Raw genomic sequence first — 23,398 nt, forward strand, 5'->3', positions numbered from 1 at the left:
TTCTTGATATTCAATTCAATCCATTCAAAGATAACATTGACTTCCCCTCGCCTACTTGGGTCCGGGTCTACGGAATAACTCAAAAATATCAACTCCCTCTAACCTTTTATATATCCTTTCCTATCATAAACCCAAATCATCGAAAGTACAAAGGAGTTTTTTTGGAATTATTCATCTTCCTCAAAATAGGGATTTAAATGAATTAAAACTTCCTGAATGTTGTCAAATTTATCCATCAATTTTTGTTTAATTAATTTTGCGAGGTCATGCCCTTGCTTGATCGTTTTATAGTGATCGATTGCTATACGTAAATCCACCAATACATAATGACCCAGTTCCCTTGCTCTAATTCGGTCAATTCGTTTTACCTCTTGGAACTCGTTAACAACAGCGATGTATTCCTGAAGTGTCTCTGTATTAATATTACGTTCGAGTAAGATGTCAAATGCCTCTGTTAACATTTCCTTCGCTATTTTAAAAATTAAGTAAGCGACAAAAATACTGGCTGCCTTATCCCCATATAGTAAAAAATGGATATCGAATCGGTTCCCTGCGATGGAAAGGAGAACCCCGATTGCAGCAGCTATTGATGCGACAATATCTGCTTTATGGTCAAAGGCGATTGCCTCAATGGCTTTACTCTTATTCTGTTTCGCAACCTTTAATGAACTGCGGTATAAAATAACCTTGGTTACATATGAAAATAGGGCAACCCACATCGCCAGAAAGCTAGGTGATTCCACTTGATGATAGAAACCGCTGATGCCTTCGTAAACCACATAAATGGCGACGAGAAAAAGCAATATACCAATAATGCCTGAAACAATGACTTCTGCCTTCCCATGTCCATAAGGATGTTCATTATCGGCAGGCTTATTAGCAATTTTAATCACTAACAGCACAATGACAGATGCAAATACATCTGCGGCAGAGTGGATTCCATCAGCAAAGACCGCGTCACTATGTCCATACCAACCAATGACTATTTTTCCTAATGTAAGAATAATGTTACTGATTACACTGATCCAGGCTACTTTTTTAGCCAGAGTTTCTCTCATCTCCATAAGTAAACCACCTTTAAAATTACCTCTAGAAATCATAGCAAACGTAACCTAGATGGGTCTATAGAAAAAGTCTTGCCTGCTTTAATCTATGTTGGGCATATGCAAAATCATAATCCTTCTTCACCTTGATTTTCCTCTTTTACCATTTCGATCTCTTCAACAACAGAAATTTTATTGATTTGGTCATGCAGAAAATGAAAAGCTTCGTCTAACTCTTCCCGAGATGGGAATTCATTTTTTTCGTTCATAATGTAACCTCCATTTGAGATATATTTTTTATTGGGAGTAATCCTGTCAAAAAAAGAAAAAAATACCCTTGTATCAAACACGAAAAGGGAGGAATTAAGATGGACAATAAGAATCAGAAAGCTAATCCAAAGAAAGAATTGGCAGGTAGTTTCTATCATCCAAGTTATTATCAAGAATCGGATGACCTTTCTGCCGGGCTTGCCACTACACATGAGCAAGCTAGTGACACGTATACTGAAGGTGAAATTGGTGCTGTGATTGATGATGTAAATGGAAAGGATATCCCCATTCCACAAAAAGGCTATGATAAACAATAAAATTAGAGAAAACAGCTCTCACTTGAAAGCTGTTTTCTTTTTTTTATCCATCATTTATCATCATGATCAACGTAAGGGTCGTGTTCAAATGCAGGTAAATCCCCAAAGCTTGTCATGATTCCTTCCTCATCAAGGGCATCTTCATATTTTTCATGCTGAGGGTTTGGATAAACCTTGATTTCATTTCCATACATGTCATTTCCAACAAAATTTTCATAGTCCTCGACATAGCCAATGTTTTCGTCTGCTTCAGAATAGATATCACCATAACTATCCTGTGGGAAGGCTAAATCGGATGGAGTTTCGGATGTTCCCCAGGCTGCAACCTCCTGCCATGAATCTTCCGCATCGTAACCAACATTTTCGTCCTTTTCATCCATATCAAACTTACCAAATGGCGGCATCCAAACGCCTTCTTCAACTGGTCGTTTGTGTGAAGTAACCTGATCGGGGCTGTGCTCGATACAATAGGTTGTATTGGGCAAGGCCTCTAAACGTTCTAACGGTATTTCCTTTCCGCATACCTCACAGTTTCCATAGGTTCCATTTTCCATCGCTTCTAAGGCATGATTTATATTTCTTAGTTCAAATTGATAATGTTCATTTAAAGCAATATCTTTCTCCCGTTCATATAATTCGGTTCCTTCATCGGCTGGATGGTTATCAATGCTGGATAACTCCCCCATTGACTCATGAAAATGACCTCTTTCTAATCCAAAATGATCATTTTGTTCTAAATGCCCTTCCACTTCACTCTTTTCCTGTAACAACTGTAACCGTAACTCAGCTAACTGCTGTGTCGATAACATGTCATAAACCCCTTTCAATGAAAAGCGCAATTATTTATTACTCGATCTATTTCACCATTTATTGTTTTTATTTTTTTCGTTCTCCTATATTTTCATTTTTTTCGTGGTTGATTATGTAATGAAAATTTAATTCCATCAAAAACCTAACTAATGCATCAATTTTTAACTGAATAAGAATTGAACAGGCGAGTATCTTAATAAATATCAATTAGGAGAAAAGAGGAGATAATGTGGTTAATGAAAACTTTGATAAATTCAGAAAAGAGCAAAAGGAACATCAAGCAGTATATTTAGGTGGTAACAAAACGCAAAAGCCAGGCCTTAATGATCCAGAATATAATAATCAAGATAATACCGACAAATCACCAGGAGCAACCGGACGGGATATTTAGTTAAAGGAGAATTTCAATGAGTAAATCTAAAGCCGGTGCGGGCGAAAAAAACGATATGAAATGGTGGCAGCTTTCCTTATTTGGAGTGGGTTGCACAATTGGGACTGGTTTTTTCCTTGGCTCTGGTTTAGCAATTAAGATGACTGGCCCATCTATTTTAGTTGCGTTTATGATCGCTGCCCTTGGTACCTATTTTGTCTATGATGCTCTGTCAAAGATGACTTCCCAAGAGCCGCTTAAGGGCGGTTTTAGATCGTATGCCAAGAAAGCCTATGGAAGATGGGCAGGATTTAGCAGCGGCTGGGTTTACTGGTCCTCAGAGGTGCTAATTATGGGAAGCCAAATGACTGCCCTCTCCATTTTTTCTCGTTTCTGGCTTCCAAAAATACCTTTATGGATTTTCGCCACAATATACGCTGTTTTAGGATTAGTCGTTATTTTAATTGGAGTAAAAGTTTTAAACAAGCTCGAAAATATTCTTGCCATCTTAAAAATCTCAGCAATACTAATGTTTATCATTATAGCTTTGCTAGCCATTTTTGGGGTCATTAATGGGGATCGCCCGATACAGTACCCAAATAGTAAAAGCGAAATCCTTCCACATGGCTTTAAAGGTTTGTGGTCGGCTGTAATATTTGCTTTCTATGCCTTCGGGGGAATAGAAATCTTAGGTTTAATGGCGACAAATTTAAAAGATCCAAAAGAGGCTCCAAAAGCAGGAAAAGTGATGTTGTTTACGCTGATGGTTATTTATGTTATTTCGATCGGCCTAGCGGTCATTATCGTTTCATGGAATCAATTTAATACAAAGGAAAGTACATTTGTGGTTGCCTTAGATGCTTACCATCTAACTTTTGTTCCGCATTTATTTAATGCTGCATTAATTATAGCAGGGTTTTCGACAATGACAGCATCTCTTTATGGCGTTACAAGCGTTCTTGATACCCTTGGAGAAGAAGGCGATGCACCTGCAAGTTTTTCAAAACAGGGAAAATTAAAGGTTCCCCTCCCTGCACTGCTAGTTACAATGCTTGGAATTACTGCTTCGATTGTATCCGCGCTGGTATTGCCAGATCAAATTTATGAGTGGGTGACAACAGGAGCAGCATTAATGCTGCTTTATAATTGGCTCTTTATCCTTGCATCCTCCAGAAAAATCTTAGAGTTAAAGCTGAAGGAAAAAATAATGTATTCAATTGGTGCCCTATTTATTTTAATTGCTGTCAGTGGAACACTTTTTCACAAAACAAGCAGGCCCGGCTTTTTTATTAGTTTAGCCTTTCTTGTGATTATTGGAGCAATTACCTTAATAATGTCGTTCAAATGGAAAAAGTCTAAGAAAAAAGTACTGAACCCTTGGCCAACCGCATAAAAAATCCAGCGAGTTTTTTCGTTGGATTTTTTTGTTATCCAAGTAAAATATTAAAAGCTTGCATGCCAAAATAAATCCCAAAGCCAATCAATGAAAGACCAGATAGGCAGGAAATGACTACAAGTAAATGGGCTGTTAAAAATTGTCTGAAGCTGCTAGCAACACTTGCCATCGCAATATCCCAGATTAAGAGTCCAATAAAAATTGCACTGCTATAAATCACTAATTGACCAGTATTATAGGTTGCAGCTGTTTTGGCAAGTACAGACCCATAAATACCTAACCAAAAAAGAATGGTTAACGGATTGGATATCGACATTAGGAACCCAGAAAAAAAAGATTTGATCAGCGGTTCCTTCCCTCGGGAATACTCTAAATTTATCTTGCCTGCATTCATAAAGGTTTCTATGCCTGTATACATCAGTACAAAACAACCAAAAAACCAGAGAAAGGTTTGCATAAATGCAGTCTCAAGAAATTGGACAACTCCTATGTAAACAACAAACATATATATGCCATCTGCGACAACTGCCCCTACTCCAATAAGCCACGAGTTCATAAAACCGTTTCTAATGCCTCTGTCTATTTGCGCGGCATTAATCGGTCCAATAGGAGCCGCTAGTGACAATCCTAAAAGTATGTAGCTCAAAAATACATTCATCCATATCTCTCCCCTAATAAATGAGTAGAAGCTTGTCTATCCATTTTTATTCAGAGAAATAGGTTTGTACGACAAAAAAATAAAATGAGCTTACTAATACTTCAGGAAAACTATCACGCTGTTTTTAGATTTTTGAAGACAAAATACTTTTGTCCAAGATAATTGGCTATTGTATACAAACTACTGCCTAATAGAACGGAAACACTTTCCTTAATAGACGTGCTAAGAAGAACAAATTGACTTGCCAACTCGACCAATTTCTCACTACAGAAATAGGCGGAAAAATAACAAATAAAAAGAAGCGCGAAAAACCTGGGCAGACCTCTATGGAAGGAAACATTACTTTTAAACGTAAAAGTCCGATTTAATAAAAAGCTTACACATGCCCCGATCGCATTTCCTGCAAACGTGGATGTCCAGTAGGAAGAGCCCACAACGTTAAGAAGAAAGAACATAAAAGTCAAACCAATAATTGTATTTACAATGCCTACAAGGAGAAATCGAACAAGTGAGTTAGTTGTTGGTTTCAGATATTTGTCTAAGGTCAAGATTATAAAACTCATCCTCTACTGTTGGATTAAGCAAATGGTGCCTTGGTTTTGCCAGATTAAATGAATCGATATCAACAATATACTTTGGACGCTGTTTTGATTCTTTATAGATTTTCCCAACATACTCGCCTATTAATCCGATCGCAATTAACTGCAAGCCGCCAATAAGCCAGATCGAAGTAATCAGTGACGTCCAGCCCGTCTCGGTATTCCCAAAAAACTTTAGCGTTAAAAAATAGACTCCAAAGAATAGACTCAAGAAAAAAGAAACCAATCCGATGATTAACACAAAGCGAATCGGCGAAACAGAGAAGGAGGTAATTCCGTCAAAAGCAAAGGCGAGCATCTTTTTTAACGGATATTTCGTTTCACCCGCTTGCCTCTCAAGCCTGTCATAATAAACTACATCCGAGCGAAAGCCAAGGAGAGGAACAATCCCACGTAAAAATAAATTGACTTCGCTAAAACGTTCTAACTCTTGCACTGCTCTTTTACTCATTAATCGGAAATCGGCATGATTATAAACGAGGTCAACTCCCATCTTTTCCATGACCTTATAAAAGCCTTGGGCAGTACTTCGTTTAAAGAGAGTATCCGTGTCCCGCCCTTTTCGAACACCATAAACAATTTCATACCCTTCATGAAATTTCAGGACAAACTCACGGATTACTTTGATATCATCCTGTAAATCTGCATCAATGGATACAACGCAATCAGAAAGATCCTTTGCTGTAAATAAACCAGCAAGTAATGCATTTTGGTGACCTACATTTCTCGATAATTTTAAGCCCCGTACAAATTCATTTCTTAATCCCTCTTTATAAATCAATTCCCATGTTCGATCCTGACTTCCATCATCAACAAACAAGATTTTGCTTTGTTTAGAAACAAGCCTATCGTTAATCAGCTCTTTCACCAATTGCTGAAGTTCAGCAATGGTCAAAGGTAAAACCTCCTCCTCGTTATAGCAAGGCACAACAATTGTAAGAACTGGTTCCATCATCTGTTTAAAACCCCCGCTGTCTACAAAGTCTTGTATAGATAAATTTTCCATGCTGATGTTTTCGATTCAAATACTTTCACTAGCAATAATTGATTTTCCCTTGCGTTATCGATAGGCAGTGCCGAAAAAATAAAGCGGCCTCCCATTTTTTTAAAGACACCCGTATTCAGTTCTAAATGTTTCAAATGACGTTTAGAATCTTTTTTGATCATATAATGTTTTCCAAGCTGTGCGGTAAAGATGTAACAACGGCCTCCCCATTTATCAAAATAGGTGCGAACCTTTTTATTTTTAGCCAATTCCCTTTCAATTATTTTCCTAAACTGATGTTTATAGGTTAATGGATAAAAATTATTATAGGTATCCAGTGTGTAAAACCCGTTATATTGAGAGATGGCTGGGTGTATTCCTATACTGGCAACACGATATTCTTCCTTTGGAAGTGCGATATATTCCTCTATTTCATGGAACATTTCCTCAGCAAAAAATGCTTTGACAGTAGGCTTTTCCCGATAAATGATTTCATCATTAAATAGTCCCAAAAAGAGAAGTTGCAAGACGACATACCACTTAGCTGTTCTAGCCCAGCTCTTTCCTTGAAGCGAAATGACTTTTAATGCAAGTGCAAAGCATGCATAAATCACCATCGGCCGTAAAAAGTGATAACGGGCGAAATTAAAAGTACCCAAAAAATGGAATCGCTTGATTAGAGGCAGCCATCCTTCATAAAACCAAAAAGCATACCAAACCGATAACAAAATATTTAAGAAGAATAAGAAAACAAATAGTCTCTCCTGCTTCCAAAGCTTTTTCCTAAAGACAATCCAAATGGCAGTAAAGATTGCAGGTAAGATAAAAAGTGTATGAACCGTCATCACATGGGTGTGTCCGAGCAGATAATTTTTTATGGTAAGCCTAACCGATCTCCAAAAAGGCAAGATTGCATTCAAATACTCATCTCGACTATTCGGTTCATCAATTAATAGAAATGAAAAAATAAGCCGATATTCAACTAACATAAAAATAACTGTCATATAAATAATGGCTGCCAAAAAGCGAAGATTCCATCCCTTCCCTCTTAAACAATCAGTTAACCAAAAGAACCCCATGGCCGTTAAAAAAAAGAAAAATCCTAAAACAATGCTTGCATAAAATGGTAAGAGAGTGAGCACCAAATAATCCGTCCATGCTCCCTCACCGTTACGAATGTTAAGAAGTGCCCATAGTGCAAGCGGCATTCCCAATGTACTCAGCATCCCAGACGGCCAAAAAGGCGTCAAGGCAAAGGCAAGAGCGGTTCCAATTTGTAAAAACAGCCACTTCTCCCCAGGTAAAAAGTGTTTTTTTAAGAGCCAATACATGCCAAAAAAAGCTACGATTCTTGTGAGAGCTTGGCTTAAACCATAGGCGATCATTGTTGGGAAAAGTGCGTAAAGCCAGACAATGATACTGTATTCGGTCCCAAAGGCATTTCTCGATAATTGTCCATTGATGATTTGGGGAATGGTTGCATTAACAGGGCCGAACATTTCTCCACTTCTCGTTAAAACCTTATACCATGCCAGGTTCGAATCAAGATTATCATGAACACGAATATGTGCATTTTCCTGGAGAATAAAAAGTGGAGAAAGATAGGCAGCTATTACAAGGAGGGCAATGATGATGAATCTTTGCTCTTTTTTGGTTTCAATAAGCACTCTTCTTCACCTCGTAGGTCAAAACTTAAAAAGGACAATTCCGTTTTAACGTTTGCCTATTGGGAAAATATTATTCCCATTTAACAAAAATAAACCTTCCGGGTTTACCGGAAGGTTTTATATTGTGGACATGAATTAATGTTCTCGAAAATTATAATAGACATTTAATAGAGAATCGAGTTTCTGGCTGCATTGTACTACATTTGGATTAGAATAACCGTAAAGATGCGCTAATTCAACCATTTCTGACCTTGTTTTTTCAATTTTTGATAGTAGCGTATTCAAACCAATCCCCATGTAACTCAACCCTCTTTCTATGTTGTAACTATACTAATGTTAATAACCATAATTTATAAGTTTTAAGCATTAAATACAAGTAGATTAGAGAAAAATATTCGTATCTTTTGTGAACATTGACCTATTTTTAAAATTATCAAGTAGTCCTATTAGATCGATTCTTTTTCGTCAATAATAGGAATAACTGTTTCAGCAAAAATCTAAGTGATGGAGCTAGATCACGAGAAAAGAGGTGACATTTGTGCCGAACAGAGTATATATCAGTTTCTTGCGTTTACCGCTCCTCGTTCGAATTCTATTAATTGCGTTGCTAGTGTTTCTCTCATTTGGAATATCCATTCATTTTTTAGAGCCTGATACGTTTCCCACCATTTTTGATGGCATTTGGTGGGCCATTATTACTGCATCAACAGTCGGGTATGGCGATTATGTACCACATTCCTTCTTAGGAAGACTAACAGCGTTAATTTTAATACTGTTAGGTGTTGGATTTGTTTCCTCCTATTTTGGAACATTGGCAGCCGCTGCCGTTACGAAACAAGATGCCTTTTCCGAAGGGAGAATTCCTTTTAAAGGCGAGGGCCATATCATCATTATCGGTTGGAATGAACGGTCGAAAGAGTTAATAAGTAAGCTTACCAACACGAAATACACACAAATGATTGTTTTAATAGATGAAACACTTGAATCAAACCCAGTGAAATCCCGGTTTGTCCACTTTATCCAAGGGAAAGGCCATGTCGATGAAACGATCATCAAAAGTGATATCAATCGAGCGGAGAAGGTGCTGATTACTGCTGACAGAGGAAACGATGAACTCCAAGCAGATATGAACAGTATTCTTACCTTACTAACGATAAAAGGGATATGTGCTCAAGTAAAATGTATCGTTGAAATATTAACGGCAGAGCAAGTGGTCAACGCCTATAGAGCTGGTGCCGACGAAGTCATACAATCCAATAAACTGACAAGTGTTTTTATGGTTAACAGCCTGCACTCAAATGGGAATGGACTCTTATCAAACATTGTTCATGAGTTACAGGAAAGTCGATTGTCCTCCTATCGAGCCGAGGAGCAGGAGATTGGAAAGCCCTTCAGCGATGTTTGCCATATCCTTTTAAAAAAGGGCTTCCTTCTGATTGGGATTAAAAGAGGGGATGAAACCTTGCTGAATCCATCCCACTCCTTGCCAATCGAAGAAAATGATCAACTGTTAATTTTTAAATAGCCTAATCAGCTAGGAGCAGCATTTCCAATTCCTGTACCAATGCTTTCCCCTCATCGATATATGCTTGAGGAAAGCTAGCATCCTTATCGACAGGCTCCTGAAACTGATTGATGGTTCCAGAAAAGGTGCCTGTTCCTGCTTCGTCATCTAGTTCCGCCTCAAATAGGTGCGACAATAGAAACGGTCTCCCTAGCTTAACTGTACAATTATTAGCATCAAGCTGCCCGTCGACCGCTTGAAAGGGCAAGCGCAAGAACTGATAGCCTTCTTCTTCACCACCATTAATTTTATAATCAAATGCACCATGATCATAATCCCAGTTCCCGCCAATCGTATAGCCAATTGGTTTTAACTTTTTTTCAAGCTTATACAAATCAAACTGCTTACCTTCCACCTTTGATGGTACCTCAATCATAAAAATTTACCCCCTAATTATCGATACAAATAGTTTCTCCAAATCAGGTAAATTTCAATAAAAAAAAGAGAACTGATTTATTTACTATCAGTTCTCTTTCTGGTTTATTATAATCGTTTTTCCAATTCTGCCTTTTTCTCTTCATATCCCGGTTTTCCTAGAAGGGCAAACATATTTACTTTATAGGCTTCTACCCCTGGCTGATCGAAAGGATTTACACCCAGTAAGTAGCCGCTCATCGCGCAGGCCTTTTCAAAGAAATAAACAAGGTAGCCTAATGTATACTCATCCATTGCTGGAATGTTAACAATTAAGTTCGGCACGCCGCCATCTGTGTGGGCAAGCATGGTCCCTTGAAATGCCTTATTATTAACAAAGTCTACCGTTTGACCAGCGAGGTAATTCAGCCCATCTAAGTCATTCTCGACAGCTTCAATTTTCAACTCGTGGCGCGGCTTGTCTACCTTAATAATGGTTTCAAATAAATCACGACGACCTTCTTGAACATATTGTCCAAGCGAGTGAAGATCCGTTGAAAAATTTGCTGAAGATGGATAAATACCTTTTTGGTCTTTCCCTTCACTTTCTCCAAATAACTGCTTCCACCACTCTGAAAAATACTGTAGTCCTGGCTCATAATTAATCAGCATTTCAATCGTCTTGCCTTTATTATACAGCACATTTCTAACGACAGCGTATTGGTAGGCGGCATTATCTTCGAGTTCAGAATGACCAAAGTCGGTTTGTGCTTGCGCGGCGCCCTCCATTATTTTTTCAAGGTTTGCCCCGCTTACTGCTATCGGAAGCAGTCCTACTGCTGTTAGGACAGAATAACGGCCGCCAATATCATCGGCGATTACAAATGTCTCGTAACCCTCTTCTGTTGCTAAAGTTTTTAGAGCACCTCTTGCTTTGTCCGTTGTCGCATAGATTCGTTTGCGTGCCTCATCTTGACCATATTTTTCTTCAAGAATCTTACGGAAAATCCGGAAAGCAATTGCTGGTTCGGTTGTGGTGCCCGATTTGGAAATAACATTAATAGAGAAGTCCTTTCCATCGAGGACGTCGATTAGATCTCTCATGTAAGTAGAACTGATATTATTACCAACAAATATTACTTGAGGTGTCTTTCGTTTTTCTTTTGACAATGCATTGTAAAAACTATGCTGGAGCATTTCGATCGCAGCTCTTGCTCCAAGGTATGAACCACCGATTCCAATGACAAGAAGTACATCAGAATCAGCTTTGATTTTTTCAGCTGATTTTTGTATGCGTGAAAACTCTTCCTTATCATAGTTGGTTGGGAGTTCAATCCACCCTAAAAAGTCACTTCCTGCGCCTGTTTGCTCATGTAGAGAATGATGAGCAACTTTTACAGCATCTCGTAAATATGTAAGTTCATGTTCTCCGAAAAAGCTTAATGCTTTTGAGTAATCAAAACGAACGTGTGTCATGCATGATCCTCCAGAAATTTATTTTTCACTAACCACTTTATCGAATGATGAGATGATTATCAAGGAAGGTCACTTCGTGTAAGCGCACCCAATTTCGACAAATTTCTTCACAATCGATATATTATAGTGATGCACGATAAATGGCTGTTACATCCTCACGGTTTAACCTAGTAAAGTTTCCAAATTCTCCGTTTTCCATCGCTCTGTCCGCCATTAACTCAAGCTTCGAATCGTCAATGTCATAATCGGCTAACCGTGAAGGTGCTTCGATACTATTCCAGAATTCACGTAACTTTTGAATGCCTTCAAGCCCTGCCTCTTCGGCACTCCTGCCTTCAGGATTAACCCCAAACACCCGAACAGCAAGCTGCTTAAAACGTTCCGGCTTCACCGCTAAATTATGGCGCATCCAGTGCGGGAATAGGATGGCAAGACCGCCGCCATGTGGGATATCATAGACTGCTGATACAGCGTGTTCAAGATTGTGAGTAGCCCAATCGCCGCGATATCCCATATTCAAGATGCCATTGAGTGCCATTGTACCGCAATAAAGGATCGTTGCCCGGTGTTGATAATTTTCTAGGTCTGAGAGCAATTTTGGCGCGGTTTCCATTACAGTAATAAGTAGTGATTCACACATGCGATCTTGAAAGTCTGTATTTTCTTCTAAGTGAAAATAGTGTTCAAGGACATGTGACATCATATCGACCATTCCATAAATCGTTTGATTTCTAGGAACCGTAAACGTATTAACTGGGTCTAATATTGAGAATTTAGGGTAAGTTACTGGACTTCCCCAGCCATATTTTTCATTTGTTTCCCAATTAGTAATGACGGACCCTGGATTCATTTCTGAGCCTGTTGCCGCAAGTGTCAAGACGGTTCCAAAAGGCAGTGCATCTACTGCAAACGCCTTTTTAATGACTATATCCCAGGCATCTCCATCATACTTCGCTCCCGCTGCAATTAGCTTTGTACAATCAATGACACTGCCGCCCCCAACTGCCAACAAGAATTCAATCCCTTCTTGTTTACAAATTTCTACCCCTTTTCGTGCGGTAGTTATCCGTGGATTCGGTTCCACTCCCGGGAGTTCAAAAACCTCAGCACCGATTTCAGATAATAGGCTAATAACATTTTCATACAAGCCACTTCGTTTGATACTGCCGCCGCCATAGATCAACAAAACCTTTTTACCATAACGAGGTACTTCTGTTTTTAATTGTTCCAACTCACCTTTTCCAAAAATTAATTTGGTTGGATTCGAAAATGTAAAATTTTCCAAAATAAAACACCATCCTTTACCTTTTTCATTATTAGTTATTATGGTTCAATTTGCAAAAAAAACTAGCTAAGATCTAGACAAAAAAAAGTCCTTGCATATTGAATAATGCAAGGACTTTTTTTATACCCATCCTCTAAACAGGGAGGCCTCCGCCATTTTTCTTACACCAACCATATATGCGGCTAATCGCATATTGACGTTGCTAGTTTGCGAAAGATGATAAATATCATGAAACGATTTGATAAGCTTGGAACGTAATTTAACTTCCACCTCATCTTCACTCCAATATAACCCCTGCTTATTTTGAACCCATTCAAAATAGGAGACTGTGACACCCCCTGCACCGGCCAAAACATCTGGAACGAGCAGAATCCCACGGTCTGTTAGAATATTCGTCGCCTCCAGCGTCGTCGGTCCATTAGCCGCTTCTACGACAATTCCTGCTTTGATGTTAGAGGCATTTTCAGCTGTAATCTGATTTGAAATCGCTGCAGGGACCAACACATCACATTCCTGCTCTAGTAATTCTTTGTTGGTGATTGTCCCCTCAAAAAGCGAAGTCACCGTACCAAAGCTGTCTCGGCGGTCCAAGAGATAATTAATATTTAGACCATCAGGGTTATAGAGGGCACCATACACATCGGATATTCCAACCACTATTGCTCCCGCATCATGCATAAATTTAGCGATATAGCTGCCAGCATTCCCAAATCCTTGGACAATCACTCGGGCTCCCTTTACCTTCATTCCGCGTTTTTTGGCCGCTTCTTCAATACAAATGGTTACTCCCTTTGCCCCAGCCTTTTCCCGCCCTTCAGAACCTCCAAGTACAAGTGGCTTGCCTGTAATAAAACCGGAAGAGCCAAATTGGCGAAGACGGCTGTATTCATCCATCATCCAAGCCATAATCTGAGAATTTGTATATATATCGGGTGCCGGAATATCCTTTGTAGGTCCGACAATTTGACTGATCGCACGCACATAACCTCTGCTTAATCGCTCAAGCTCACCGAATGACATCGTTCGGGGGTTACAAAGAATCGCTCCTTTTCCCCCGCCAAAAGGCAAGTCAGCAATTCCGCATTTTAAACTCATCCACATCGATAATGCCTTTACTTCATTAGCAGTCACTTGAGGATGAAAGCGGACACCACCCATGGTCGGTCCAACCGCATCATTATGCTGTGCCCTAAACCCGCTAAAAATTTTTGTAGAACCATCATCCATCCGAACAGGAATTCTGACATCGGACATTCTTAACGGTTCTTTTAATAATTCGTACATTTCTTGGTTATAACCTATTTTTTTTAATGCATCATGAATAACAATCTGTGTTGATGTGAGTAGGTTCAATTTCTCTATATCCTTTTCATCTTCACTACTCGTTACATCATAAATCCCCATTTTGGCACCCCTAGTTAGTAGTCCATTATCCTAGAACGTTGTTAATCCTCTCTATCGCCCAATTCAATTCTTCTTTACTGATAACCAGCGGCGGCGCAAAACGAATCACCGTGTCATGTGTCTCCTTACACAGTAGACCTTGGTCCTTTAATTGTTCACAATATTTGCGGGCCGGTGCCGTTAGTTCAACACCAATAAATAAGCCGCGGCCGCGAACATCTTTGATTAACGGATTATTAATTTCTTTTAATTTACTGAGAAAATAATCACCAAGTTCAAGGGATTTTTCAGCAAGTTTTTCATCCGTTAGCACATCAAGTGCAGCAATCGAAACCGCACATGCCATCGGATTTCCACCAAAGGTAGAACCGTGCGATCCTGGATTAAAAACACCCAAAATATCTTTATTAGCAACAACACACGAAATGGGGAATACGCCGCCGCCAAGTGCTTTACCGAGGATATACATGTCAGGCTCGATCCCTTCCCACTCGCAGGCGAACATTTTACCGGTTCGGGCCAAACCTGCTTGAATTTCGTCAGCAATAAACAGAATTTTATTTTCCTTACATAAATCAAAGGCCGCCTTCATAAAGCCTTCCGGCGGAATGACAATCCCAGCTTCACCTTGAATGGGTTCAATTAAAAACGCTGCAGTATTCGGCGTAATCGCAGCTTTTAATGCCTCCAAATCACCATAAGGAATAAGTTTGATTCCTGGCAGCATTGGTCCAAATCCGCGTTTATATTCATCATCAGATGATAAGGAGACTGCCGTCATGGTCCTGCCGTGAAAGTTTCCAATACATGCAATAATTTCTGCTTGGTTCTCTGCCACACCTTTAACATCATAGCTCCAACGTCGCGCCGTTTTCACAGCCGTTTCGACTGCTTCCGCCCCTGTGTTCATTGGCAGCACCATTTCTTTATTCGTTAATTGACAAACTTTTTCATACCATGGGCCCAGCTGGTCATTATGAAAAGCACGCGAAGTTAGCGTAACCTTATCTGCTTGATCCTTTAACGCTTGAATAATTCGTGGGTGACGATGCCCTTGGTTTACCGCAGAATAAGCACTAAGCATGTCCATATATTTATTGCCTTCAGGATCTTCTACCCAAACACCCTCTGCACGAGTGATGACAATTGGCAATGGATGATAGTTATTCGCACCGTATTTCTCCGTTTTTGCGATTAACTCATTCGAATTAACGTTTGTTGTCATAATGAAATTTCCTCCATTTCAAAGCTGGGATATGTATATATAGTTCTATTGTAGCCGAGCTTGAAAAAAGAATGAACACTTCATCAAAACTTTTATTTATGAAAAAGGCTATATTTTTGTATAATTTGCGTGCATAAAAAAAAAGGCCTAGTCCACTGCTAAAATCATAGCATTTGGACTAGGCTTTTTTTAAAATTTATTTTTTAATTAAATCTTCACGTTGAGACTGGTCAATCCATTCTTGAAGCTTATCTTTTAATGTGTTAAAGCCTTGTTGACCTTCCACTTCTGGAATAATCGCAGCTGCTTGGCGTTTACGAGGCTTCTTTGCTTTTGGAGCAGCCTGTTGTTGAACAGGTGCCTCTTCAGTAGCACGGATGGACAGACCAATCTTGCCTGCACCTTCATCTACAGATAATACTTTAACCTTAATTTCATCGCCTACTTTAAGGTGGTCATTAATATCTTTCACGTAACCATGTGTAATTTCAGAAATATGCACAAGGCCTTGGGTATTATCATCAAGCGCAACAAACGCACCATATGGTTGAATTCCTGTAACTTTACCTGCTAATATACTTCCAGTTTCGATCTTTTCTGACATGAAAACACTCCTAAGTGATTAATTATTTTATCCATTATATATGCATTATAATATTATATCACAAAGAATGCCTTTAATCAAAAAAGATTAAAATATTAAATATAAAAGGGCTCATTCAAAAATCTTAACATAATGTTCAAGTTGTGCAGGAGAAAGATATACCAAACGTGATACACTAATAGTGAGGAAATCTATTTTTAAAGGAGAGGTGAACCAAATGAATACAATCGGCCAAACCATTAAAAATGCCCGCGAAATGCTCAACATGTCTCAAGAGGAGCTGGCACAAAAAATCAGAGTTGGATCACACACAATTGAGAAATACGAATCTGGCGAACAAATTCCAAGTACGCAGACACTGTTAAAGTTATCTACTGTTTTAGATCTCCCAGCTGCAGAGTTATTAAAACAATAACATATTCAACCATTTTTTGATGCAATGATCCTTATGGTAAAATAATCCGTTTTTTCTTTTCAAGACTGTATAAAAAAAGGGAATACTGGAAAACCTTTATATCATAAGGCTTTCTAGTATTCCCCCCTTTTTTGAAGTGGACATCCAATAATGGTATGTCCCTTTTTTTTGCCTAAATTGCTAAATGGAACAAGAATCAGTTGCTTTAATAGCTAGTAATTCTTTTGCTACTTTCAGACATTTTTCCATTGGGATTACCTTTTCAAATGAAAATTCATAAATGCTTTGTATTTTTTTGGCCAACTCATCCGAGGCATCAAGTTCATGAATTGCTTGGATCGTATCAGCGATTTCTGTTTCATATCCTCCATTGGATAATTGGAATGGGTCCCACTCATTTAATACGTCAACATATTGCAAATTTATTTGAAGCTCTTTTCTCATATGCTTTTACTCCTAATTTTTGCTTTTAAATAGTATACCATAATACACCGTTTCACTTACTTAAGAACATACTCAGCTAGAACACTTTGAAGCTCGTAGATGTTCAAGTTCTTGTTAAATTGTTTTTGCAAAGGCAGGGCATTTCCAGAAATCCATATTTTCAGTTCCGCATCTAAATCAAAGTTACCCGCAGTTTCAATGCTGAAATGTGTAATGCTTTTATAGGGAATGGAATGGTATTCAACCTTTTTACCCGTTAGCCCCTGTTTATCCACTAAAATCAAACGTTTATTGGTAAAAATAAACATGTCACGAATTAACTTGTACGCTTTATCAATACGCTCATTCGGTGAAAGCACTTTTCCAAATTCCCGCTGTACATCCGCGGCATTTACCTCTGATGCGTTACCCATCAATCCATCTAAAAACCCCACTAACTTCACCCTTTCAGACTAATAATTTACTTCAAGTCCATCCTTACCTTTGGTTAAATAGGCACTTTTATATTGCCCTGGGGTCAACCCTGTATACTTTTTAAATAGGGAGGTGTAATAGCCTTGATTGCATTGGGCCTCCTTGGAATGGAGGCCTATTGTGCGATGTGGGACTATTGTGCTGTTTCCAATATATGCTGCAGCATTTGCTCCCCTGACATCAAGGCTTCACCGCCACCCTGGGCAAAGGAATCATTTCCACCGCCCTTTCCGTTTATAAGGGGAAGCCCCTTGGCGATTACTTTCTTCATACTTTTCGTTCCAGATGCCCCCCGCGCACAAACTAGCTGCAGTCGATTTTCAGTTTGTGAAACAAAGTAAACGATTGCTGTATCATCTTCCGCAGTGATGATTCGGGCAAGCTTTTGCAGATCTTGAAGCGATCTGTTTTGAAATACTTCACTTATGAGTTTCTGCGCATTCGGATTACTTTTTCCAAGTAAGTCTTGCGCCTCATAATGGAGTAGGTTTTCCTGAGTTTGTTCCAGGGCTTTTTCTAACGTTTTATTATTTTCAAGGAGACGAAGGGCAGCTTGTTCCATTTCTTTTTCTGGTGCATTAAGAATCTTTGTTAATTCTAGCAGCACCTTTTGTTTTTGACCAAGCTGCTTAAGCACTCGGTTTCCACAAACAAATTGGACTCGAACTTTTTTCTTTTGTCTTTCCCAATCCAATACTTTTATTGCGCTAACCTCACCAGTTGCCTTTGGATGCGTGCCACCGCAGCCGTTATAATCAAAGTCTGGAATAATAACAAGGCGAATATCCTCTTTGAGCTTGGTTTCTTTTCGTAGTGTAAATTGAGACAACTCTTCCTCAGACACCCATTTAATCTCGATCGGCCTGTTTTCAAGGATGATCTGATTCGCAAGTTCTTCTGCTTTTTGAACTTGGTGCTGGGTCAGATTTTCTGTCTCTAAATCAATCGTGAGCAATTCCGCACCCAAATGGAAGCCGACGGTCTTGAACTCGAATAACTGGTCAAAGGCCGCAGATAAAATATGCTGTCCAGCGTGCTGCTGCATATGATCATGGCGTCTTTCCCAAGCAATGATACCAGATACTTCCTGCCCCATCCCTTGTAATGGCCCCACAAGATAATGACGAATTTCCCCATCGATTTCTTCAACATTTATTACGTTTTGATCAGCAAGGGTTCCTAAGTCGTGTGGCTGTCCGCCACCAGTTGGATAAAAAGCGGTCTGATTCAAAACCACGTACCAATTTCCAGTTGAGTCTTGCTCTTGTTTTAACACCAACGCTGTAAAGGCTTTTATATATGCGTCCTGGTAATACAATTTATTCTCCATTTTTGTTGTGCACTCCTATGTATTTAACATTTATTTATAAACACATTGTCATGAAAAAGGGAAAATAAATCAAGTTATAAAAAAACTGTCCCCTCGGTTATGAAGGAACAGTTTTTTCTAACCATACTCTTTCTTACTTGTTATTTCTTTTCTTTACGCTGCGTGGGTTTAGTTGGTGGTTTTTGTCCACTTTGCTGGGAGCCGCCCATGCCTTGAGAGAACCCAGTATGCTGTTGTCCGCCCATCAGTTGCGGTAATCCGCCCATGCCTTGAGGGGATCCTGTTTGTTGTCCTCCCATCATTTGCGGGAACCCTCCCATGCCTTGAGGGAATCCTGTTTGTTGTCCTCCCATCATTTGAGGGGAACCGCCCATGCCTTGAGGGAATCCTGTTTGTTGTCCTCCCATCATTTGCGGGAAACCTTGATGTGGGAATCCATGATGTTGTCCACCCATCATATGTGGATAGCCCGGTTGTTGGTATCCTCCCATTTGCGGGTAGCCCGGTTGTTGGTATCCCCCCATTTGTGGATAGCCATGTTGTTGGTATCCTCCCATTTGTGGATAGCCTGATTGTTGATATCCTCCCATTTGTGGGTAGCCCATTTGTTGGTAACCAGGTTGTCCCGGAAATCCTCCAAAGTATTGCCTTTTTTCCATTATTTTCGCCTCCTAAACTGTCTCCATGCTAGTGTATGTCCACTTTTAGGATAAGTTTAGATTACTACCTATATAGAAGAAAATTTCATAAAATAAAAACCTTCATGATGAAAAAAAAGACTATCACATTTCGGTGATAGCCATTAAAATTTTATTGTTTCTCATCCTGAGCATTCTTTTGACCTGCTTTTTTATTTTTAGTAATTTCACCGCAAGCAATCCGTTTACCAGAGTCTCCTGCAGGTGGTGTCATGCCATCATCTTTTCCTTCATCAACCACAATCGTGGTTCCTTCTTTTGTAAACAATGAAGTTTTTCCATCTTTTAAGGTAACATTGGGTGCCATTAAGTCTGCCTTAACTGACCCATCATCCTCGACGATTAAATTAGGCAGATCCCCTGCATGGGCACCTTTAGGATGGAGTAGCCCATGTTCCTTATTTTCAGGGTTAAAATGGTCCCCTGCAGATTTAAAATCTGGAGCCACACAGTTCCCACTGTCATGAATATGAATCGCATGTTCCCCAGCTGGAAGGCCCTTTAAATCCACTGATAATTTCACACCACTAGCTTGCTCAGCTACCTTAACTTTACCAAGCGAATCTCCCACCGCATTATACATTTCCACATCAATCTTTCTAATTTCCTTTTCAGTACAACCTGTAAGAATGAGCAGCGGAATGATCAACCAGCTTTTCTTCATATGTATACCCCCACACTAGCCAATTTGCCCTTAGTATGGACAATCTGCCCCTCCTTTATCCAATGGACGGATAAAGGAAAAAGGAACAGCTATTTGTTAACTGTTCCTTTGTGGCGGATGTTGATTTTTTAATTGTTCTTCTAATTCTTTTGCTTTTTGGGCCTCCCGTTTCGAAACTGAAATAATTATTCGCATCGTAAGAAAGGCTCCAATTAAAAAAATCACAAATGTAATGGCAGCAGGAATATACTCTGATTTATCTTCTGGAAAGTATAAAAATAAGGAAAGTACCAATGGTTGAAACATTTTCTTCTTCCTTTCTATCAAGGAACTGCTCTAAAAATTAATTATAGCAACAAAAAACGTTTCAATCCACTTTTCAATCCGATAACAATTTCTTTATTGTAAAACCTTAATCTCTTTAATAATAACATCTTTTTTGGGTTTATCTTGGGCAGCAACTGAGGTGTTGGCAATTTTATCAACGATATCCATGCCATCAATCACCTGGCCAAAAACCGTATGACGATTGTCCAGCCATGGTGTACCGCCGTTTTTATTATAAGCTTCAATAATTTCTTTTGGATAACCAGCCTTTTCCATTTGTTCTTTCATTGCTGGATCAAGTGAAGAGCTTTGCACAATAAAAAACTGACTCCCATTTGTGTTGCTGCCCGAATTAGCCATGGATAAGGCACCGCGGAGATTATAAAGATTCTTTGAAAACTCATCTTCAAAAGGCTTCCCATAAATGCTTTCTCCGCCTGTTCCGTTCCCGTTCGGATCCCCGCCCTGAATCATGAAATCCTTTATGACCCTGTGAAAAATTAGTCCATCATAATAACCTTCTTCACTATGTTTTACAAAGTTTTCAACCGCTTTTGGTGCATACTCAGGGAATAATTTGATTTTAATGGTTCCCATCGACGTTTCCATTTCAACGAGCTTTTCATCATCGGAAACCTCGGTTGAAAGTTGAGGAAAGCCTTCATTTGTCACTTGTTGGTCCCCTTCCTTCTGTTCCGTTTTTGGTGTCGTCGTTTTCGGTGTGGATTCCTCTTTCTTTGTGCTTGTCCCACATGCGGCCAATACTAAAACAATTGTCAATAATGTAAACAAGATTTGCAAATTCTTTCTCACTATATCATTCCTCCATTTTTTTCACTTTAACCGAAATAATTTCCTCACAATGTTTTTAATTTACTATGTTTCATATTAAAATGAAAGAGGAAAAGCGAAAGGGGTGTTTGTTGTGTCAGAATTTCAAATCGGTGAAATCGTAACAGCCATTTATAAAACAGGAAAATATATCGGAGAAATAACAGAAGTACGCCCACAGCATTATTTAGTAAGAATCCTCGCAGTACTTAAACATCCGATGCAAGGAGATTTACATAATCCGAAAGATACTGATGTACTCATTTTTCATGAGAGAAAAGCGCTCAGCTATCGTGAGCAAGCGAATATTCCATACAAAATGGTTAAGATCTTCGAAAATGAAGTTCCAGACTATATGGAGTCCTTAAAAGAGGCCGTAGCCATTATGAAAAAGGAACTAGTAGAGACAACTTCAGAATGGGCTGAGATGAGCTTAAAGGCATTAGAATCGCTAGAAAAAGATTATAAATTATAAAAATGCTAAAGGCCAAATCAGTTTGAATGATTTGGCCTTTTATGCGAATTCACTTAATAACTTTGAGAAATCAATCCGATCACCAATTGTCGTTGGTTCTGGTTTTTCTAAATAACGTTTATCCTTTTCAACGAGCTTGAATATATTAAAGGTAGTCAACGCATCATCAAGTGCTCGGTGATGCCTGCCTGTCCCTTCTTTCCCATATTCCTGTACAGCTTTCCAGAGGCCCGTTTGATTTTGGTCACCAAAAAAGCGTTTATATTCCATGGAAAGATCTAATTCAGCAGCCTTGAGCGGAAAAGCAACCCCTGCCTTTAAGCAATTATGCCGAAGGACCTTCATATCCATATTTCCCCACGTAACAATGGTTGTTTCATAATTATGCTTATTGAACTCCTCTAATTTTTTTACAAGTTCAAAAATAGATAAACCCTTGTCTACTTGCTGCTGGGAAATATGTAAAAAGGATTTACAGCGTTCCGTAAGTTTTGGGAATTTAAGTGGAGTCACAAAGGAAGAAAACTGTTCCGTCACTTGGTCATCAACGACCGCAACTATTCCAACCTCGATAATTTCTGCATAAAAGTCTTTCATTCGTACATTTCGTTCAGGCATTGTAAACTCAAAATCGATAAACAAATATTGCCGCCTTGCTCTCATCAATTTCACCACCTTTACGTTTCTTCTTAATACATTATATAAAGAAACCTGTACAAAAAATTGTGCTTTTTTTCTATTTTTTTATTTCTTACATTATAACATGAAATTAAAGTTAATTTTTTAAATTTTTCATCAATATAAAAAAGAATGGGAATGACTCCATCCTTATTTAGAAACCTGGCATACATATTTTTATCTTTTTAACTTAATGACTGCCATTGTACATCTAGACACGCAAACAAGGCGGTCTTGCTCGTCGGTAATTTTAATATCCCATACCTGAGTTGATTTCCCTTGATGAAGTACAGTACCTACTGCAGTTACAACCCCTTCCGTTTTGGGACGGACATGATTGGCATTAATCTCTTGCCCCGCAACAGCCTCTACTTCTTTATCAACCAGCTCATACGCCCCTACACTGGCAACCGTTTCTGCTAAAGCAACAGATGCTCCTCCGTGCAGTAATCCAAATGGCTGGCGGGTCCGTTCATCCACGGGCATTGTCGCAATAACCTTCCCTTTTTCGATTTTGGTAAGCTCAATCCCGAGAGATTTAAGTAATGTGTTTTCAATCATTTCTATTCCTCCAATATGTAAAATGTTGTCTATTTAATCTATTCGCTTTATTTATTAATTTTCCTTTTAATTATAGTTTTCTAATTAAAAAAACAGCCCAAGAGCTGTTTTTTCTCATTTAATAATAATACGGGGCACCATAGCCTGGATAAAATGCTCCTGGGTAGCCTACTGGCGGTGGGGGTGGCGGATAATAGCCTGGATATCCGTAACCTCCATAAAATGGCCGGCTAATTAACGCTCCTCCTAATAGTCCACCTAGAAAGCCCCCAATCAATGGCAAACCAAAACCAAAGCCAATAAATCTATGATCCTGTCCCTGCTGTGGGTTCCGATAATAAGGGTACATGCAGCAAACCTCCTTTCCTCTCTACTTGCCTACACTATTTCATATGCGAAGTGTAGGGGTTTGGAGTGGGCAAAAGAGCCCCCGAGATTCATATTGGATTTCCTTAGTAAGGCGCTCATGAGGAC

General features: G+C 39.1%; 29 protein-coding genes and 1 pseudogene. 6 read left to right on the forward strand and 24 right to left on the reverse strand.

What is annotated here, in order from left to right; translation table 11 throughout:
• Positions 1–167 precede the first annotated feature (167 nt).
• Both COE25_RS02675 and COE25_RS30490 read right to left on the reverse strand, forming a co-directional pair.
• Positions 168–1,064 (reverse strand): cation diffusion facilitator family transporter, encoded by an 897-nt coding sequence (locus COE25_RS02675; protein ID WP_098930797.1) that lies wholly within the window; start codon positions 1,062–1,064, stop codon positions 168–170.
• A gap of 107 nt (positions 1,065–1,171) precedes the next feature.
• Entirely contained in the window at positions 1,172–1,312 is a 141-nt protein-coding gene (locus COE25_RS30490; protein WP_179195942.1) for a hypothetical protein, read from the reverse strand.
• 99 nt (positions 1,313–1,411) lie between these two features.
• Here COE25_RS30490 and COE25_RS02680 point away from each other — a divergent pair, with 99 nt between their 5' ends.
• On the forward strand, positions 1,412–1,630 hold the full coding sequence (locus COE25_RS02680) for a YozQ family protein (RefSeq protein WP_098930799.1): 219 nt from the start codon (positions 1,412–1,414) through the stop codon (positions 1,628–1,630).
• 50 nt (positions 1,631–1,680) lie between these two features.
• On the opposite strand, the gene COE25_RS02685 is transcribed toward COE25_RS02680, so the two are convergent.
• Complete coding sequence (locus COE25_RS02685) at positions 1,681–2,439, reverse strand: yteA family sporulation protein (protein ID WP_098930801.1); 759 nt, start codon at positions 2,437–2,439, stop codon at positions 1,681–1,683.
• A gap of 230 nt (positions 2,440–2,669) precedes the next feature.
• Here COE25_RS02685 and COE25_RS30495 point away from each other — a divergent pair, with 230 nt between their 5' ends.
• The gene (locus COE25_RS30495) at positions 2,670–2,831 is read left to right on the forward strand and encodes a hypothetical protein (protein ID WP_180247404.1); all 162 of its coding nucleotides are present in this window, start codon (positions 2,670–2,672) and stop codon (positions 2,829–2,831) included.
• A gap of 16 nt (positions 2,832–2,847) precedes the next feature.
• The gene (locus COE25_RS02690; protein ID WP_098930803.1) at positions 2,848–4,203 is read left to right on the forward strand and encodes an amino acid permease; all 1,356 of its coding nucleotides are present in this window, start codon (positions 2,848–2,850) and stop codon (positions 4,201–4,203) included.
• A gap of 34 nt (positions 4,204–4,237) precedes the next feature.
• Here the strand turns inward: COE25_RS02690 and COE25_RS02695 are convergent, their stop codons facing one another.
• The 5 genes from COE25_RS02695 to COE25_RS02715 all read right to left on the reverse strand — a co-directional run bounded on the left by COE25_RS02695 (position 4,238) and on the right by COE25_RS02715 (position 8,412).
• Entirely contained in the window at positions 4,238–4,864 is a 627-nt protein-coding gene (locus tag COE25_RS02695; protein ID WP_098930805.1) for a LysE family transporter, read from the reverse strand.
• A 113-nt stretch (positions 4,865–4,977) separates the two neighbouring features.
• Entirely contained in the window at positions 4,978–5,427 is a 450-nt protein-coding gene (locus tag COE25_RS02700) for a GtrA family protein (protein ID WP_098930807.1), read from the reverse strand.
• The gene (locus COE25_RS02705) at positions 5,378–6,418 is read right to left on the reverse strand and encodes a glycosyltransferase family 2 protein (protein WP_098930809.1); all 1,041 of its coding nucleotides are present in this window, start codon (positions 6,416–6,418) and stop codon (positions 5,378–5,380) included. The genes COE25_RS02700 and COE25_RS02705 overlap by 50 nt, the downstream gene beginning before the upstream one ends.
• 20 nt (positions 6,419–6,438) lie before the next feature.
• Positions 6,439–8,115, reverse strand: a complete 1,677-nt coding sequence (locus COE25_RS02710; protein WP_098930811.1) for a DUF6044 family protein — start codon at positions 8,113–8,115, stop codon at positions 6,439–6,441.
• 135 nt (positions 8,116–8,250) lie between these two features.
• A complete protein-coding gene (locus COE25_RS02715) occupies positions 8,251–8,412 on the reverse strand; it encodes an aspartyl-phosphate phosphatase Spo0E family protein (RefSeq protein ID WP_088089448.1) in 162 nt (53 codons plus the stop codon).
• 241 nt (positions 8,413–8,653) lie between these two features.
• Between COE25_RS02715 and COE25_RS02720 the strand changes: the two genes are divergently transcribed.
• Entirely contained in the window at positions 8,654–9,640 is a 987-nt protein-coding gene (locus COE25_RS02720) for a potassium channel family protein (protein WP_098930813.1), read from the forward strand.
• Position 9,641: 1 nt separating this feature from the next.
• On the opposite strand, the gene COE25_RS02725 is transcribed toward COE25_RS02720, so the two are convergent.
• The 6 genes from COE25_RS02725 to yugI all read right to left on the reverse strand — a co-directional run bounded on the left by COE25_RS02725 (position 9,642) and on the right by yugI (position 16,027).
• Positions 9,642–10,055 (reverse strand): YugN-like family protein, encoded by a 414-nt coding sequence (locus tag COE25_RS02725; RefSeq protein WP_088089450.1) that lies wholly within the window; start codon positions 10,053–10,055, stop codon positions 9,642–9,644.
• A gap of 107 nt (positions 10,056–10,162) precedes the next feature.
• Positions 10,163–11,509, reverse strand: coding sequence for a glucose-6-phosphate isomerase (locus COE25_RS02730; RefSeq protein WP_098930815.1), 1,347 nt, complete (start codon positions 11,507–11,509; stop codon positions 10,163–10,165).
• 121 nt (positions 11,510–11,630) lie between these two features.
• A complete protein-coding gene (locus tag COE25_RS02735; RefSeq protein WP_098930817.1) occupies positions 11,631–12,794 on the reverse strand; it encodes an iron-containing alcohol dehydrogenase in 1,164 nt (387 codons plus the stop codon).
• 120 nt (positions 12,795–12,914) lie between these two features.
• A complete protein-coding gene (locus COE25_RS02740) occupies positions 12,915–14,198 on the reverse strand; it encodes a Glu/Leu/Phe/Val family dehydrogenase (RefSeq protein ID WP_088089453.1) in 1,284 nt (427 codons plus the stop codon).
• A gap of 25 nt (positions 14,199–14,223) precedes the next feature.
• Complete coding sequence (locus tag COE25_RS02745; RefSeq protein WP_098930819.1) at positions 14,224–15,423, reverse strand: ornithine--oxo-acid transaminase; 1,200 nt, start codon at positions 15,421–15,423, stop codon at positions 14,224–14,226.
• A 196-nt stretch (positions 15,424–15,619) separates the two neighbouring features.
• Positions 15,620–16,027: a S1 domain-containing post-transcriptional regulator GSP13 gene (yugI, locus tag COE25_RS02750; RefSeq protein ID WP_088089455.1), complete on the reverse strand. Its 408-nt coding sequence runs from the start codon at positions 16,025–16,027 to the stop codon at positions 15,620–15,622.
• 145 nt (positions 16,028–16,172) lie between these two features.
• On the opposite strand from yugI, the pseudogene COE25_RS02755 reads away from it, so the two are divergent.
• Positions 16,173–16,442, forward strand: a pseudogene (locus COE25_RS02755) (helix-turn-helix domain-containing protein); the annotation flags it as partial.
• Positions 16,443–16,622: 180 nt separating this feature from the next.
• On the opposite strand, the gene COE25_RS02760 reads toward COE25_RS02755, so the two are convergent.
• The 7 genes from COE25_RS02760 to COE25_RS02790 form a co-directional block, all read right to left on the reverse strand.
• Positions 16,623–16,886, reverse strand: coding sequence for a DUF1871 family protein (locus COE25_RS02760; RefSeq protein WP_088089457.1), 264 nt, complete (start codon positions 16,884–16,886; stop codon positions 16,623–16,625).
• 56 nt (positions 16,887–16,942) lie between these two features.
• Positions 16,943–17,320 (reverse strand): PH domain-containing protein, encoded by a 378-nt coding sequence (locus COE25_RS02765; protein WP_088089458.1) that lies wholly within the window; start codon positions 17,318–17,320, stop codon positions 16,943–16,945.
• Between the two features lie 173 nt (positions 17,321–17,493).
• Positions 17,494–18,690 (reverse strand): alanyl-tRNA editing protein, encoded by a 1,197-nt coding sequence (locus COE25_RS02770; RefSeq protein ID WP_098930823.1) that lies wholly within the window; start codon positions 18,688–18,690, stop codon positions 17,494–17,496.
• A 140-nt stretch (positions 18,691–18,830) separates the two neighbouring features.
• Positions 18,831–19,349, reverse strand: coding sequence for a polyadenylate binding domain-containing protein (locus COE25_RS02775; protein WP_088089460.1), 519 nt, complete (start codon positions 19,347–19,349; stop codon positions 18,831–18,833).
• A gap of 151 nt (positions 19,350–19,500) precedes the next feature.
• Positions 19,501–20,052 (reverse strand): superoxide dismutase family protein, encoded by a 552-nt coding sequence (locus tag COE25_RS02780; protein ID WP_088089461.1) that lies wholly within the window; start codon positions 20,050–20,052, stop codon positions 19,501–19,503.
• A gap of 96 nt (positions 20,053–20,148) precedes the next feature.
• Positions 20,149–20,358 (reverse strand): hypothetical protein, encoded by a 210-nt coding sequence (locus tag COE25_RS02785; protein ID WP_088089462.1) that lies wholly within the window; start codon positions 20,356–20,358, stop codon positions 20,149–20,151.
• A 93-nt stretch (positions 20,359–20,451) separates the two neighbouring features.
• Positions 20,452–21,192 (reverse strand): peptidylprolyl isomerase, encoded by a 741-nt coding sequence (locus COE25_RS02790; RefSeq protein WP_088089463.1) that lies wholly within the window; start codon positions 21,190–21,192, stop codon positions 20,452–20,454.
• 112 nt (positions 21,193–21,304) lie between these two features.
• On the opposite strand from COE25_RS02790, the gene kapB reads away from it, so the two are divergent.
• Positions 21,305–21,685, forward strand: coding sequence for a kinase-associated lipoprotein KapB (kapB, locus tag COE25_RS02795; RefSeq protein WP_088089464.1), 381 nt, complete (start codon positions 21,305–21,307; stop codon positions 21,683–21,685).
• Between the two features lie 39 nt (positions 21,686–21,724).
• Here kapB and kapD read toward each other — a convergent pair whose 3' ends face one another.
• From kapD to COE25_RS02810, 3 genes are all read right to left on the reverse strand, one after another.
• Positions 21,725–22,348 (reverse strand): 3'-5' exonuclease KapD, encoded by a 624-nt coding sequence (gene kapD / locus COE25_RS02800; protein ID WP_088089465.1) that lies wholly within the window; start codon positions 22,346–22,348, stop codon positions 21,725–21,727.
• Between the two features lie 192 nt (positions 22,349–22,540).
• The gene (locus tag COE25_RS02805; RefSeq protein ID WP_098930825.1) at positions 22,541–22,924 is read right to left on the reverse strand and encodes a hotdog fold thioesterase; all 384 of its coding nucleotides are present in this window, start codon (positions 22,922–22,924) and stop codon (positions 22,541–22,543) included.
• 118 nt (positions 22,925–23,042) lie between these two features.
• Positions 23,043–23,273 carry a hypothetical protein gene (locus COE25_RS02810; protein WP_098930827.1) on the reverse strand — a complete coding sequence of 77 codons (231 nt, stop codon included), beginning with the start codon at positions 23,271–23,273 and terminating at the stop codon, positions 23,043–23,045.
• Positions 23,274–23,398 lie beyond the last annotated feature (125 nt).

This window comes from Bacillus sp. AFS031507 (assembly GCF_002584635.1).
Taxonomy (GTDB): Bacteria; Bacillota; Bacilli; order Bacillales; family Cytobacillaceae; genus Neobacillus.